The sequence below is a fragment of the Microcoleus sp. PH2017_34_RAT_O_A genome (assembly GCF_020737885.1).
Classification (GTDB): Bacteria; Cyanobacteriota; Cyanobacteriia; order Cyanobacteriales; family Microcoleaceae; genus Microcoleus.
Map to the genome: position 1 here is coordinate 36,248 of NZ_JAEQDD010000060.1, position 15,336 is coordinate 51,583.

10 protein-coding genes and 1 pseudogene are annotated in these 15,336 nt (G+C 42.2%); 2 read left to right on the forward strand and 9 right to left on the reverse strand.

Annotated elements, in window-relative coordinates; translation table 11 throughout:
- Window positions 1-42 precede the first annotated feature (42 nt).
- A complete protein-coding gene (locus tag JGK11_RS20075) occupies window positions 43-1,029 on the reverse strand; it encodes an AEC family transporter (protein WP_293197240.1) in 987 nt (328 codons plus the stop codon).
- Window positions 1,030-1,278: 249 nt separating this feature from the next.
- Between JGK11_RS20075 and JGK11_RS20080 the strand changes: the two genes are divergently transcribed.
- Complete coding sequence (locus JGK11_RS20080) at window positions 1,279-3,810, forward strand: VWA domain-containing protein (RefSeq protein ID WP_293212587.1); 2,532 nt, start codon at window positions 1,279-1,281, stop codon at window positions 3,808-3,810.
- Window positions 3,811-4,081: 271 nt separating this feature from the next.
- On the opposite strand, the gene JGK11_RS20085 is transcribed toward JGK11_RS20080, so the two are convergent.
- The 7 genes and pseudogenes from JGK11_RS20085 to JGK11_RS20115 all read right to left on the reverse strand — a co-directional run bounded on the left by JGK11_RS20085 (window position 4,082) and on the right by JGK11_RS20115 (window position 12,879).
- A complete protein-coding gene (locus JGK11_RS20085; protein WP_293212589.1) occupies window positions 4,082-5,377 on the reverse strand; it encodes a ribonuclease D in 1,296 nt (431 codons plus the stop codon).
- 185 nt (window positions 5,378-5,562) lie between these two features.
- Window positions 5,563-5,733: pseudogene (locus JGK11_RS20090) on the reverse strand (WD40 repeat domain-containing protein); the annotation flags it as partial.
- A complete protein-coding gene (locus JGK11_RS20095) occupies window positions 5,694-6,827 on the reverse strand; it encodes a WD40 repeat domain-containing protein (RefSeq protein ID WP_366053909.1) in 1,134 nt (377 codons plus the stop codon). The gene JGK11_RS20095 and the pseudogene JGK11_RS20090, both read right to left, overlap by 40 nt.
- 210 nt (window positions 6,828-7,037) lie before the next feature.
- Complete coding sequence (locus JGK11_RS20100; protein ID WP_293212591.1) at window positions 7,038-7,583, reverse strand: hypothetical protein; 546 nt, start codon at window positions 7,581-7,583, stop codon at window positions 7,038-7,040.
- An 11-nt stretch (window positions 7,584-7,594) separates the two neighbouring features.
- Window positions 7,595-7,975 (reverse strand): hypothetical protein, encoded by a 381-nt coding sequence (locus JGK11_RS20105; protein ID WP_293212593.1) that lies wholly within the window; start codon window positions 7,973-7,975, stop codon window positions 7,595-7,597.
- A gap of 2 nt (window positions 7,976-7,977) precedes the next feature.
- Entirely contained in the window at window positions 7,978-11,118 is a 3,141-nt protein-coding gene (locus tag JGK11_RS20110) for a hypothetical protein (protein WP_293212595.1), read from the reverse strand.
- An 18-nt stretch (window positions 11,119-11,136) separates the two neighbouring features.
- Entirely contained in the window at window positions 11,137-12,879 is a 1,743-nt protein-coding gene (locus JGK11_RS20115; protein WP_293212597.1) for a hypothetical protein, read from the reverse strand.
- Window positions 12,880-13,520: 641 nt separating this feature from the next.
- Between JGK11_RS20115 and JGK11_RS20120 the strand changes: the two genes are divergently transcribed.
- Window positions 13,521-14,381, forward strand: coding sequence for a Uma2 family endonuclease (locus JGK11_RS20120; protein ID WP_293212599.1), 861 nt, complete (start codon window positions 13,521-13,523; stop codon window positions 14,379-14,381).
- 182 nt (window positions 14,382-14,563) lie between these two features.
- Here the strand turns inward: JGK11_RS20120 and JGK11_RS20125 are convergent, their stop codons facing one another.
- Window positions 14,564-15,217: a Uma2 family endonuclease gene (locus JGK11_RS20125; RefSeq protein WP_293212601.1), complete on the reverse strand. Its 654-nt coding sequence runs from the start codon at window positions 15,215-15,217 to the stop codon at window positions 14,564-14,566.
- Window positions 15,218-15,336: the final 119 nt, after the last annotated feature.

Genomic DNA, 15,336 nt, shown 5'->3' on the forward strand with positions numbered 1-15,336 from the left:
TCACTAAAACAACGCGCTGCTTAAACTAATCAGATTCTATTTTCATGAAAAACTAAATAGCAGCATCCAGATTGGAATAGTGAATAATAACGTAACGCAGCCAATGCCGATCGCAGTTACGGTCAATTCGCGATCGAGATTAAAAACTTCAGCCAGCAAAGTAGTACCAAAAGCCGGAGGCATTGCCATTTGCAGCACCAGCGAAAGCCGCGGCGCGCCCGTAATGCCAACAAACGTTAAACCCGCGCCAAATACCAAGGGAATTAACAGCATTTTAATTGACAGACAACTCAAAACTTGTTTGAGATTGTGCAAAGAATTCAACTTGCTCAACTGCATCCCGATCGTAATCAAAGATAAACTAATTACAGCCCAAGCACCTGTTGTTAACAAATCTTCGATTGGTGCCGGCAGTGGCCAATTGCGCGAGACAAATCCCATACCCAGAGCCCACAGTGCCGGATTCTGCAAAATTGCCCGCAGGGGACTTAACCAATGCTGGTGTAGATGGCTGTTACCGCAGCCAGAGGCGATCGCAATTCCGAGTAAATTGATTGCCGTACCAGTGCCCAGCAAGTCGTAAAACAACCCCCAAGCAAAGTGTTCCGGGCCCAACAAAGACAAGGTGATCGGAATGCCTAAAAAACCCGTATTACCAAACATCGCCGCTAATAAAAAACTGCCTTGAGTCGGCAAACTCCAAGCAGTTTTGGCTTCCGAGGTATTTTTGCCTGGATTAATAGTCTTGAGACGTTCCTCGCCCCAGCCGAAATTTATCGCAATCCAAGCAAGTCCGCCACCCGCTAGAATTGCCCCGCAAGCTATCAGCGGTGCAATCAAAATAGGACCAGACAAATTGGCGCGCCGGATAAAAGCAACAATGCTCAGCGGTGTGCCAAAAAAGAACAGAAACTTGGCTAAATAAGTAGAATAACTTCTCGGTAGCAGGCGGCCGAGAATGAATCCAAACGCTACCCATCCGATTAGATTTAGATAGAGTTTGAGCAGCGGATTTGCTAAATTAAGCATTATTGATTAAATATTTTAGGACTGGCGCGGGTGGTCAGAAACCGGGTTTTTACGAAAATATTTCGTTTTTACCCGCAGATTCGGTAAAAAACCCGGTTTCTGTGGCCTTGATGCACACTACTTTTGGCAACTGTTGCTAAGCATTAATGCTTATTTAGCCTAGCAGATAATTTTCCTCAACAGGCCTTGACACCGACAAAAGGGCGTGTCAAGATAGTGTTGAGGAATAAATCAACACGAGTGAAAAGTATGGCACGGCAAGCAAAACAATCATCTCAGGTCAAAAGTTCCAGCAGCCAAGCAGCCTCGAATAATCGCACCAAATTTACCCTCTACAATTTTGCCGGAAATGAAAAGGCATTCTATTTAGTCGATCGCCTCAATCTCGAAAGAACACCAGGCGATATCCCCGAAAAATCCGTCGCCCACAGCATCATCATTATCGATCGCTCCGGCTCGATGTATTCTGACTTAAAACCGCTGAAAGAAACCCTAGTCAAGCTTTTGACTTTAGACGAATATAACAATTACCAACTAATTGTCAGCCTCATTTCCTACGCTGACAATGGAGACGTAATTTGTCACTTCCAGCGAATTCCCATTCAAGAAGTGACGAAGATTGATTCTCAATACATCAAACAAATTAAAAATATCCAAACCGCTGGCTGTACCTGCATATCGCAGTCGATGCAGCTTGCTAAATCTCTCGTAAAAGCAGGAGAAGTGACAGCAATTAACTTGCACACAGACGGTTATGCAAATGACCCGAGTCCTAATGCCGAAGCGGCAAAACTAGCGGAAATCTGCAACGAACTTAAGGACATGGATGTGTTTGCCAACACGATATCCTATGCTTCTGCTGACTTCAAACTGCTCTCAAAAATCGCCAACACTTTATCGGGAAATTGCATCCGCGCTGGCGAAGTTAAAATGGTTTATGATGCTCTGTACGACAGCACAAAACTGTTAGGTGATTCGGTGGCGCCACCGCTGGAAGAACCGTTAATCAAGGAATACGATTATCAAGTTTTTGTTTCCAAAACTGGCAAAAAAATCAGCGGTTCATCGAGTACGCTGAAAATCTGCGGGCTGAAAGCAGACGATGCGGGACTGTTTTACAAGTATCAGCAAGTCACCAAAGATGAGTATGACAAATTAGAAGTTCCGGTTGCTCAAACTGATGAGTCGGTGTTTGCTTTTGCGAAAGCTAACCTCGCTGACGGCAATTTGAATACGGCGAAGTATGCGCTGGCGAGTACCTTCGATGCTACTTTGACGGAAAAACACGCGAAAGCTTTGACAAATGCTCAACTAGCCGAGTTTACGGAGGATTTGGAACGGGCTGTGTTTGCGCCTGATGTGTTGCAAAATCATGAAATTGGCGATCGGGTAAAAGTCAGCGATAAAATTTCCCTGCTGGAGTTGATCGAGATATTGGAGGAAAACAGCAACAGCATCATCATCAACTTGAAACACTTGCAAGAAAACTATCAGCGCAAAGGTTTGAAGCGAGTTGAAGGAAAGCGAGATGAAAACGGCAACCTTGTCAAGCCTTGGCTGAAAACAGAATTCTTAGATGGCGGCGAATACGTGCGGATGGGTTCATTTGCGATCAATCAAAATACCGCTACCATCAATATGCTGATTACCAGGAAAGTTAAACTGGTAAAAGTTGAGGATGGAAGTGCGATCGCAGAAGTGGCAGGAATTCTGGTGACAGACCTGAATACTTTCAACAACTATACCATTGTCAGCGACGGCGAAGTTAATATCAAGTCGCTGCGAACCAAAATCAGCAGCAAAGCAGTGTTTGATTTGCTCAAAAAATGCGGTGTCCTCCAACAAGACGGCTCGCCTGCGGGAGATTTTGACTTCCATTCGGAGTACGATATTAACTTAGACAGTTTGCCGCTAGTGCCGTTTGACGGACGTTACGGCAGCCTTGACGGAGTGTTTGAGGAACTCGCAAACATTAAAATTCTCTCCAGCATTCTCTCGGCTCATTTGAAGGAAGCATCCGAGAGTTATACGGCTCAACAGTTGGAAGAGTTGAAACAGCACTATCTGTCGAAAAGCCTTTATCTCAACTTTCCAACGACGACGGAGTACACAGAGTTGAAAAGTGCGATCGCGAATGGTACAGTAGATTCGCGAGTCAGCTACAAAATCGACATCGGCAGCAAAAACATCCTCAACTTCGCCAAACTGCACTCAGCCAACAAATTTCTCGATCGCCTGTACGAAGTTTACCACAAAAACACGGGCGAAAAGCTGGCAAAACCGACATTTCACATCACCTTAGATGAGCCTGTCGTCTTCGCACACAAAACAGTTTCATCCCGCACCAAAATCACCAAAGTTGACGACTTAATGAAACAAATTTTCGATGACTTTTTGGGATTGGAGAATAACGGAATTGTTAGCGCTACCTTAGCCAAAGTTGGTGCAGACAGCTTGCTCAGACTTTTGCAAGCAAAATGGCAAGAAGAAGATGTCAAGCGAGACGAATTTGTCGCTGCTTTAACCCGTGCAAACGAGCAACTGGAAACCTACGCCGAAAAAGTGTATGCTGAGAAAGTTTCGCCGCTAGTTTTCTACATCGGTTCAACCGGACTTATTCCCGATGAAATGGAAGCGAAGGCGGCGACTGCTGAGGAAATCAATGCTAAATACGGCAACTTGCAATTTTCTAAAGATGAGCAAGAGGGGATGTTTTTTGAAGTCGGCGACTGCATAATTAGCGTGTACGCTAAAAATGAGTATTTCACGGTAGGAAAGTAGGAACAAAGGTTCGCAGTCAGGTACGTAGTTGCGCTTCAGCGCTCTTTCATACATAAGATAAAGAGCGCTGAAGCGCCACAACATACCTTTGCGGGATTATTTTTAGGTACGTAGTTGCGCTTCAGCGCTCTTTCATACATAAGATAAAGAGCGCTGAAGCGCAACAACATACCTTTGCGGGATTATTTTTTAGGTACGTAGTTGTGCTTCAGCGCTCTTTCATACATAAGATAAAGAGCGCTGAAGCGCAACAACATACCCAAGATATTGCTTAAAACGGGATTTCCTCATCTTCATCTTCCACAGTATTAGCCGTCATCCGCCAACTGGTAATATACTCAATTTGCACATCAATTGTGTTAATTGCATCCCCCAACTGCTTTTGGATGTATTGAGTCAGCGTCACCATAAAATCCAACTCAACTCCCGCAGATTGCACAAGTTTAGCCAAGCTAGCAAAATCTACCTTCAAAATCGAAGAACTGGATAACTTAAAATCAGGAGTATTGCTCTTATTTTGCACCAACATTGCTTTTTTAATCCGTTCTTTCAGATGCTCAACTTCCGAATCCAGCAACTTCCATTCAGGCAAAATTTCTTGATACCTTTTCCCCAACGCTGTTAAATCTTCACTCTCCGGTTCCGGGACAATTTTCTTAGTAGTAGATTTTCGCCGCTGCTGTACATTAGAATTCAACCGCCAACTAGCAATATCCTCAACTTGCAAAGATGGATGAGAGATGACTTCCCCTAATTGTTTTTGAATTTCTTTCGTCAGCGTCACCGGAAAATTTAACTCAATTTGCTGAGTTTGTGTCAGTTTCGCCAGCGTCATAAAATCAACTTTCATAGTTATCGAACTGGAAAGCTGAAAACAAGAACTATCTTTGAGCTTTTGTGCCATCATTCCTGCTTTAAATCGTTCTTTGACTTCAGCTATTTCTGAATCAAGCGGCTTCCACTGAGATTCTATTTGCTGATATTTTTTCCCCAAGGATATCAAGTTTTCCGTTGCGGGTTCGGGGTAAGATTCGGCAAGGATTTCTAGCAAGCGGCTGTGCACTTTAGCTAAATAAACCGCGTCCATCTTGGCATATTCTAGCTGCTTCTGGGTCAGGGGACGCTTTCCCCAATCGCCACTTTGTTCTGTTTTATCTACATAAGTAATGCCGCAAAGTGTTTCGATTAATGTTTTGAGTTGTCGGTTGGGTAAGGGCAGGATATAAGCTGGAATTTTTCTCGCCATTTGCAATGTACAAGTGACATTTTTGGCGTCGTCATTACCCAGAAATCTGATGTCATAGCTGGCGCTGTGGAAGACTTTTTCAATATCTGGATTGACCATGATTTGGTTGATGAAGTCTTTTGCCAATTCAGGTTGATCTAAGACATCTAGTAGAAACGTGGCATCTCCTGTCGCATCGGTGGAGTCAGCTAACACTTGAATTAGAGATAATCTGGGGTTCGATTTATAGTCTGCTATTTCTGTGTCAACCCACAGGATTTTAGCTTGCGAAAATTTAGCGATGAGTGCTTTGATGTCGTTTGCTGCTGTTAAATAAGGCATTTTTACAGACTTTTGCTATTAACTTTAGGCTTATATTATGCTATAGCAATTATCGGATCGATTGTCAAGTATTTTTCTGCTCTTATCTTCTTTAAATCAGAGGTAAAAATTGATTAATTCTGACTTCGTGCTAGTGTCGGCGTTATCATCCCGTTGTTCATCGCATTTTCCCAAGTTCATTAAAATTAATCTTGTCGCCAAATCTTGATAGTTTCATCTGAACCACCACTAAAAAGCGTCTGTCCATCCGGGCTGATGGCGACAGAATAAAGTGGTTCAGAATGCCCAGTGAGTGTGTGAAGTTCCTTCCCTGTACTTACCTGCCAAATCTTGATAGTTTTATCAACACTACCACTAAAAAGCGTCTGTCCATCGTCTGTCCATCCGGGCTAATGCCTAAGAAGCTAACTTTTTGAGAATGTCCAATGAGACTGCGAAGTTCCTTCCCTGTACTTACCTGCCACATCTTGATAGTTGCATCCCAACAACCACTAAAAAGCGTCTGTCCATCCGGGCTAATGGCTAGAGAGCAAACTCGTTCAGAATGTCCAATGAGACTGCGAAGTTCCTTTCCTGTACTTACCTGGCAAATATTGATAGTTTCACGATCAAAAAAAACACTAAAAAGGGTCTGTCCATCCGGGCTGATGGGGAGGCTATTAACAAATGGAGAACGATCAATGAGAAGAGTGCGAAGTTCCTTCCCTGTACTTACCTGCCACATCTTGATAGTTTGATCAAAACTACCACTAAAAAGCGTCTGTCCATCCGGGCTGATGGCAAGGGAGCAAACTAGTTCAGAATGTCCAGTGAGAGTGCGAAGTTCCTCGCGTGTACTTACCTGCCACATCTTGATAGTTTTATCAAAACCACCACTAAAAAGCGTCTGTCCATCCGGGCTGATGGCAAGAGAGCAAACTCGTTCAGAATGTCCAGTGAGGGTATGTACACACCTCCATTTCTGAGCTTCTTTTTTCGGTTTTTCTAACGGCCCATAACTCCAAAAGCGATTTATTTCATTAGAGTCACTACTGCTAGAAATGCTGTTTGATTTTACTATCCTCTCAATTATATTCTTAGGGTCTTGAGAGAGATACTGTGCTACCATTAAAAAATCAAATCCTATGTCCTCGATCGCACTAGCAGCAGACCATTGAATTAAATCACTCGATCCCGATTCAGCTTTCTGACTCAGTAACTCCAATAATTCCTGACTTTCCTGGATTCTGGCTTTCGTCTCAGGATGAGTAATTTTGCCAAAAGCTTGAATAGTCAACGCTAAAAGTGTTTCTAATTTAATCGCTCTTAGGATATCAATAAAAGCGTCGAGCGGTGGTTCGGGACGAGTTGCCAATCTTTCAAATAATTCTATCTCATTTTCCGGGTTATTATTGCAAGCGCGGAAAGCATTAAGAATTTCAGCAGCCGTGTTGATGTTGTTGTAATCCATAAAATCCTGTTATTCGTAGAAATAAACAAAACGTTCGGATTCAAGAATATACCAATCCGAAATAATTGGTGAAATTGATGTAGGGGAAAACCCCCCGTGGTTGCCCTCTGTATTGGGGTAGGCACGCACCATCCACTACCCCTACCAATTTTTAACCAATCATTTCGGGGTAGGCACGGGGTACTACCCCTACCAATTGTTCACGAATCATTAACGAATAATTCCGATTTGCTTGAGCTTTTCGACCACTCCGATCACTTCATTTGCTGCGATCGCACTAGCCGATATCAGCTTAGCAGCCATTATACCAATCTCTCGCAGTTTTTTGCCAAGCTTTTTACGATGTTTTATATCATCTTTGTTTTGATCGATGGCATCATCTAAACCTTTAAGCGGATTCTTTAACGAATTTTTTGTTTGTTCCATCTCTCGATCGGCTTTTTCTCCCTCTTCGAGAGATTTTTCTAAATTGTGCTGTGTAGCCTCCATCTTCTGCTTAACTGCACCAATGTTTTCTTTACAAGCCCCGATATTAGTTTCGCGGGTAGCGATCGCATTTTCCAAATGCTTGATCACCTTACTATCAGCCACCCGATCGAAACCTTTACTTCTGGTAAAGGAAAGCAGAGTTTTTTGTACCTTAATCAAGTCTTCTTGATGGTCTTTTTGTTCCTCTCCGAGGGTTTCAACCTGCTTAGCATAGTCTTTAATTTCAGTTTCTAAAGCTTGACGGTCTTGATATTCTGCAACAGACATAGTATCTTCTCCTATGAAAGACTGATTTCAGTGAACATTTGCTGCAACTGATTTAAGGCAATACCCTTGACAAAATTCCGCATTACTAGGCAATCGTGAGCAGTTTCACTCAACTTTTTAGCTTCTAGACCGCTGACAAAATGCTTCTGGGCATTGCTAATTAACCCGATTAAATCTGTAAATTTATCCACGATAATTAGTTGATCGCGGTTCATTGACTCCACAACCTTGAGAGGCGAACAGCCGGCCTGATCCAGGTCAGCTAACAGACTAATATCAAAATTGAGTTCATCATAAACTTTGAGCAAACTTAAGTAGGACTGATTCAGCTTAACGCTTTGGTTTGCCAAGGTTTCGTAACTTAAAACTAAATTCTTAACCGTTAAATCCAAATTTATTGTCCTCCCGCTTGAAAATCTTGCTTTACTTTATCAAATTGCGCTGTCGATATCGCTCGATTTAAAACTTCAATCAGTTTAGAGCGCAATTTCTGGTAACTTTGTCCTAGCTTGGTGAGAGTGTCTTTGAGTGCTGGTTCCTCCTGTTTTTCGAGTAGGTCTTGTTCATAAACAATATTATCCCACTTCTCTTGCAGTTTTGCCGCTGCCTGTGGCTGACCCAAAGAATTCGCTAAGGCTGTCAATTGCCACTGGATAGTTTGCAGTTGGCGAGTGAGTTGCAGCCATTGCTGCTGGTACTTGTAGCGCGGAATCCGGCTGTTAGTCTCGTTGACAGCTTGGCGGCGTTGCTCGAATAAATCTAGTTTAGCATTGAGGTGCGATCGCAAATCTAACAACTCTCCCAAATTTAAATTAGCAACAGGCAGTAAATCATCTAAACTCAGAAGACTGCTAGGTTTAAACTCCCTCATCAGCGAAAGTTCACTCTCTGGGATAGAATCGATGTCAAGGCGCAATGTCCCCGATAGGGTATAAAAAACTTCAGCAGTTAACTCTTTCAGCAGTTGTTCTAACTCCTCACACTCTTGCTGAACAGGCTGCAATTTATGGCGAATTTCAGCAAAAGTTTTGTGGTATTCTGTAGAAAGGCGATCGCCTTCCTTAATTGCAGTATTCAAAACCGTCATTTGCCCCTGGCGATACCAACTTTTTTTCTGAATCAAAGCTGCAATCTTTTGGCTATCAATCGAAGTTTCCACCCCTAACTTTACCTTAGCACTATTTTCAAAAGGAATCTTTACAGGACGCGGACGATACCAACCTTCCATGTACAAGAAAGACTCACCAGGACTGATACGAGCAATTTCTTCAATTTGCGAGGAATCTAATAGCATAGCCTGTCCGATATCTTTGCGGTCATCAGCAGATACCAGACGGTGAGCAATTTTCACATTAGTATTTTTCACCACTTCCGCCGCTACCCCCGTCGGCAATTGATCGGCGATAATAATTCCTTCTCGCAGCGCCCGCATTTCTGCTAACATCCGAGTGATGTAATTAGCAGCTTCCTGTTTACTATTACCATCTTCGGAGGATGTCGCGCCCTGATTTCGCCCCACAATATTATGAGCTTCTTCCAACAAAATAATGTGTTCTGGAATGCCATTGCCTTCTGTCCGCTGCCGTTTCACATACTCCCTAATTTTTGTTAGCAGAAAGAACGTCATCAAATTAGCCTGATCTTGGTTGAGATAATCCAATTCTAAGATAGTTGGATATTTCAACAAATCATCAATACTCGGGCTGCTGCGCTGCGTATTTAACATCGCCCCCACCCCTCGACGCAATAAACTACCAATGCGGACTTCCAAGGCTGTTTTTAAATTAGATTTAACCTCACCCGCATAGTCTTTGGTTTCAAATAAAGCCGTAATTTTATCATACAAATCCCGCATGGTAGGGATTTCTAAATTATCCGGTGTTCCTGCTTCACTGCCCGTCCATCCTCTGTCATAATAAATTTCTTCTAAAGCTTCGGAAAGCAAAGCCGGCAAGGGCCCAGACAGCGGCAAAGCACCGCGAAAGCTGGCTTCTAAGTTGCTAATATGTTCGTAGAAAGGCACACCAGTTGAAACTTCAAAGGGATTAAACCGAAACGGCGAAATTAGGTCATTTCCTAGGGTATAAACTCGCAATTCTTGGGTGAGAGTGCGGAGTTTTTGCAGTTGTTCTGGGGGAAAGCAGTTGCTGTTAGGTTGGATGGCTAATAGGGAACGATATTCAGTTTTGGCGGGTTCAAAGACTAGAAATGGTATATCGTAACACCACAATTGCGTCAGTAAATTAAATGCTGTAGTTGTCTTGCCACTACCGGGAACACCGCAGATGAAAGCGTGTTTGTTGAGTTGTTTTAGGGCAATTTGAATGATGTTTTCTGGGCGCGTGGTTTCGTAGCCACCAAAGTCAATGCATGGTTCGTCACCTAAACTTGTGAGATCATTTTCTTGGCTAATTCCCTTAACTGGGGCATCGCTGGGAACGACAATGCGAAATAAGCCGCTAATTTCATTCAGCGTAGCGTAGCGGTGTAAGGGTTTTAAATCAGTGATTTTCACATTACCGGTGCCAGCCACTAAATCATTACCAAAATAGGCGTCTCCTAGTTCTTTATCCCATTTTTTCCAATAGGTAAAAGTTGAAATTCTCCCCTGTTGCGTAGCTGCAAGACTAGCGGGAAAAGCGGAAGAGTTTTGAGTGAGTACAAGAGTGCGATAACGACTTTTTTTAGTACCACTCAGCAGCAGTGTTCCTAGGATACTGCGGACAGCTAGTTCATCGGTTCCCAGAACTTTTATGCTGTAGCGATAGAGGCTTTCTGTTAAGTAAGTCGATTGATATTTATCGTAGATACGAGAAACTAATTGAGCATTTCTGTCTTCATTTTTGGACAAACCGAAGGTGGAACCGCTGTTAGATTTCCTTAATGTGGATAGCATTTGGTCAAGGGCGTTAATCCAGCTAGATTTTTCTTGCAGAGATGTGGTGTCAGGTTCCAGGGTAATTTCTAGCAGGAGAGGGCTATTGAAACTGGCAATAGTCTCACAAACAACCAACATATCATTAGTTTCATCTGCTTCAAATTGCAGCGGGACATAGTAAGCATCTTTGAAAACCTTTTTTTTGTTGCTTCCACTACCAGCTTCGGTGGTGTAATTAGTATTTGTACAAACTATTTCTTCATATTTGATTGTTTCACCGATGAATTTTACCCAGTTCAAATTTTGAATTTTATCCACTTCCGCTTTTGGCGCTAACTGTATTTGATAAAATTCCTTAAGAAATCCCTGGGTGACAATCTTTTCAATATCTGTGGCGACGCGGGTATCGGATGAATTTGTTCCCGGTTGACTGACTGCCAAATATATGCGTAAACGCTTGTCAAAAGGCAAACCGGGTGCATAGCGATAGCGCAGGGAAAAGGTGAGGTTATAAACTATACTCAAGTCGCTGAGTAATAGCAGAAAGTCTTTCTGTCTACTCAGGACTTTTTGTCTGGTTCCTTGACCGTAAAGGGAGAGGTATTTTTGAGATTTTAGGTCTGGGAGGTGAGGGATTTTGAAGATTAATGGGAACATATTGTGCCACTAAAAGGACTATTTAATCAAGGGGCGTAACAGTTGACTAACTTCATCTTGTTTTTCGTATAAATGCCTAATTTCTGAGTCTATCGTTTCACATTTAACACGAGCAGTTATCACAGTCTTCTCTAAAAGTCTAGTTGGAATAGAGAACAAATATCCGGTCAACATAATAGAAACAATGAACCCTACGAACGCAAAAATTGCAAAAATCCATCCTGCTCCTGCTGCTGCTATGGCATGAACTATTGAATAAATCCATCCTGCTCCTGCTGCTGCTATGACGACATGAACTATAGAATAATATATAAAGTACCAAACAATACATTTTAATATCCATTTTAAGACGGAACTATTCTCTTGTTCATACCGTGAATTTTGTAAATCTTTGGACAACTTAGATTCTTCTGATTTAGCAGACGAGCGTTGAGTTTCCAGAGGGCTAATTTGCGATCGCCAGTAAGAATTCCATTCCTTGTCCATTTTCCGTAATTGATCTATCAAACACTGATCGTACTGCGAAAATAATTGATGATAATCAGTCTCGTTGCTTTCAAAAGTCAAGTTTGGTAAAGAGGTCAAGCTGGGATTCGCAAAAAATCTATTATACCATTCGGTATTGAATGAACTAATTTGGTTGAAGACAGCTTCTATTGAATTTTTTAGTGCGATGGATTTCTGCTTGCGTTCTTCAAATCTTTGTTTCCTTTCTGCCAATTTCTGCTGGTTTTGCTGTTCGCTCTTTTGTCGCTTGTCTAAATCATTTAAAGCTTGCTTCCACCATTCTCGACAATCTTGCTTGACTTTTTTTCGAGTCAAATTTTTTGCTAAGAAATCAAATTTTTGTGCTATCAAATCTAGTTGAGTGTAAGACAAAGAATCGAATTCATAACATTGGATTAATTCCTGAAGACCTGAACTATTCTTTTTTCCTGATGTAACCCATTGCAATTTATACCAGTCTTGAGAAAATATAAATACAGCAATTGCTAGGGTAGGTTGGGATTGTTTTAGTTGTTCAATAAAAGTAGTCCCAAATAGGGAGATGATTTGGGCTGCTGATTTTCTAGTTGACAAATTGTTACTCTGAAGACAATGTAATTGGTTCTCAATTAAAATCTTTAATTCATCAGGATTTACTTTACTCTCTAACTTTTGCTTTGCCATGTTTTGAGCGCTGCCCTCAAATACTTCATTTTCGTCAATAGCAGAAGCTTTATCTCCCATAGACTCGGCTCGTTGCAGTGCAGCGTTAACATTTTTGATGGCTCTTAAACCAAGAAAACTCATAACTACCTGACAGGTTCGATCTATTGGTGAGCCTTCTGCATATTTACAATTTGAAGAAATTGATTTGAGTCGCTCTAATCCTCCATAAATCCAAAAAATTACAAACTCATCATAATAATCATCGCTATTCACAAGATTCGAGTCGGAAAACCTTCTGATTTTAGACTGAACTATCTTCTCAGCAATCTTCCGAGGTTCCTCACTCAGATGTTGCGAAACTGTAATAAAATCAAACCCCACAGTTTCAATAGTCGTCGCCGCCGCCCATCGAATCAAATCTGTTGCGCCCGACTGAGCCTGCTGACTCAGTACGCTCAGTAACTCACTACTTTCTTTCAGCCGTGCTTTAATGTTAGCATCCGTAATCTTGCCAAATGCTAGAATCGTCAGCGCCACAATCTCTTCTAACTTAACCCCTTCTAATATCTGGAGAAAAGCATCAATAGGTGGATCTGAGCGAGTTGCCAAACATTCAAATAACTCAATCTTCTCCCCCGGATTGTTGCAAGCACGGAAGGCTTCGATGATTTCAGCGGGGGTGTTTAGGTTTATGCAGTTCATAACTAATTTAACTCAGAGCTAAAATTTACTGAATCTGACTGAGAAAGCGGGTTTATTCACGCAATCTAGGCGGGAGCATCTCAGTTTTACACATACAGGTTGGAGTACACCTCAGAAACCCCGAAGGGCGGGCACGGGGGTACTGCCCCCTGACAGGTGTAGGTTTTTTCACAGTAAAATCCAGCAAACCCTTACAGTGCAACGGTTTTAAGCCTTTGACTCGTGAAATCTCAAACCCTTATGGAATAAGGCTTGTACCAAGAAACCTACACCTGTCAGGGTACTGCCCTTAGGCAAAAAGTGCGATCGCCCAAAATTAAATATTGACTAAAAATTTAGCATATTCCTCAGTCGAGCGCCATTAAATTATGATTTAATTTTCAGTACATACTTGTAGGGACACGGCCGTGACATATCCCTACAGTTATATGGTAGAATCACAACCCCTACAAATTGTTAACAGCTCACACAAGATTGCCAGATTGAGATAAGATTGTCATAGGAAAATCGCACAATCATAACCCGATTAAATCCTAGCAAAATCAGCCATGTCTGAGCAGATAATTCTTGACCCCAGTCAATACCCCGATACGACACAACTCGTACAAGAAGACGATACTCCCTTGGATAGTTTCATTAACGAAAAACAACAGCGATTGCTTACGGAAGTTCTCTCTGGATATGAATTAAATGGCGGTATTCCGTTCATTGTCGCAGCCAATGTGGGTATCTTCCGTACTGTTCGGCATCCGGCGATAGTTCCTGATATATTCCTCAGTTTAAATGTGACTGTTGCGGATAGTTGGGATCGGCGAGATGTTCGTTCCTATTTGCTCTGGGAATTTGGGAAACCTCCAGAAATTGCGATCGAAATTGTTTCTCCGACTCCGGGGAATGAACTGGGTAGCAAATTTACTGATTATGCCCTGATGGGTGTAATGTATTATGTAGTTTACGATCCTCTGCGTGAATTGAGCGATCGCCCTTTACAGATTTTTCAATTACAAGGGGGGCGCTATGTGCCGAAAACCGATACTTGGTTTCCCTTAGTTGATTTAGGTTTAACCCTCTGGCCTGGTGTCTTTGAAAGCGTCAATGATACTTGGTTAAGATGGTGCGATGCTGAGGGTAATGTTATTCCTAATGTCGAGGAATTAGCCGCCCGACTCTCTCAAACTCAGTCACAGTTAACTGAATCTCAATTACAGTTAACTGCATCTCAAAATCAGACCAAACAAGCTTTATTGCAAGGCATTCAGTTAGGTTTACAGCTTAAGTTTGGAAGTTCCGGGTTAGAGATTTTGGACGAAATTTCTGCCATTGACGATCTAAATTTGCTGCAAACTATAACTTCTAGCTTGTTAACAGTTGAGGGTTTACAAGACTTACGACAAATTTATTTGTCATAACTTACTCAAAACATCTCGTGAAAGATCCTGATTCACGACTTATGCAGTAAACCTTAAGAAACTGGGTTTTTATACCGGAAACGATCGCAATAACGATACTTTTTCCTAGAAAAACTCAGTTTCTGCGTGATTGGGTTGAAAACTCCAAAAGCTCGATTCACCGGATAGCTACGCCGCGCATACTATTGAGGATTCCCGCCAACTTCCTCTAAAAACCAGTTACCTACTTCTGTATTGTCCGTCTGGCGACTGCGATGCAAACCTTCCTCTAACAAAGTAACTTTTAACCCTGGGAAAATTTGAGATTCTGTCAGACGTTCGCTTCCCCGGTTAGCAATTATCTTAAAAGCAATAACTTGGGCTTTTTGTACGTCTACTACCCAATATTCAGACACTCCTAATTCTTCATAAATCATTCTTTTTGTACCCAAATCGTCAACGAGAGAAGTGTCGGCAATTTCGATCGCCAAATCAGGGGCCGCTGCGCTCTCCAAATTCACTACAGAACTACCGCGAGGCGCCGTTTGCACCCTCTCTCCGATGTAGTAACAAGCATCAGGTTGAGCACCTCTGACACCCGTTTTGGCATAGCTACAATTGACCAGCAGTCTCATTTTGATACCTTTGGCAAGGCCAAATAAATTGATTAAGATGACAATAATTCCGTTGTCATCAGCACGATCTGGCCCGACTGCTGCCATTTCAATCCTCAACTGTCCGTTATAGTAATAGCATTTTGCGCGATCGTACTCCGGCTGTTTAATGATTTCTATATATTCATCCCAAGTCGCTGTCACCCAGGTATCCGTTAGCAGTTGGGTTTGGAGTTGACTCATAATTACATCACCGAAAAAAATCTTTGACTTTTGAGGAAAGATTTCTGAGTAGGGGCGATCGCATTTTAGCTTGATTCTTTAGTCCGCGGAGGCGGACATCGTTTGTATAGACGCGGTTT

Coding starts and splice junctions, on each gene's coding strand:
- JGK11_RS20100 (WP_293212591.1), bottom strand. CDS start 7,583: ATGTCTGTTGCAGAATATCAAGACCGTCAAGCTTTAGAAACTGAAATT.
- JGK11_RS20095 (WP_366053909.1), bottom strand. CDS start 6,827: ATGGATTACAACAACATCAACACGGCTGCTGAAATTCTTAATGCTTTC.
- JGK11_RS20120 (WP_293212599.1), top strand. CDS start 13,521: ATGTCTGAGCAGATAATTCTTGACCCCAGTCAATACCCCGATACGACA.
- JGK11_RS20075 (WP_293197240.1), bottom strand. CDS start 1,029: ATGCTTAATTTAGCAAATCCGCTGCTCAAACTCTATCTAAATCTAATC.
- JGK11_RS20085 (WP_293212589.1), bottom strand. CDS start 5,377: ATGCCTTATTTAACAGCAGCAAACGACATCAAAGCACTCATCGCTAAA.
- JGK11_RS20080 (WP_293212587.1), top strand. CDS start 1,279: ATGGCACGGCAAGCAAAACAATCATCTCAGGTCAAAAGTTCCAGCAGC.
- JGK11_RS20110 (WP_293212595.1), bottom strand. CDS start 11,118: ATGTTCCCATTAATCTTCAAAATCCCTCACCTCCCAGACCTAAAATCT.
- JGK11_RS20125 (WP_293212601.1), bottom strand. CDS start 15,217: ATGAGTCAACTCCAAACCCAACTGCTAACGGATACCTGGGTGACAGCG.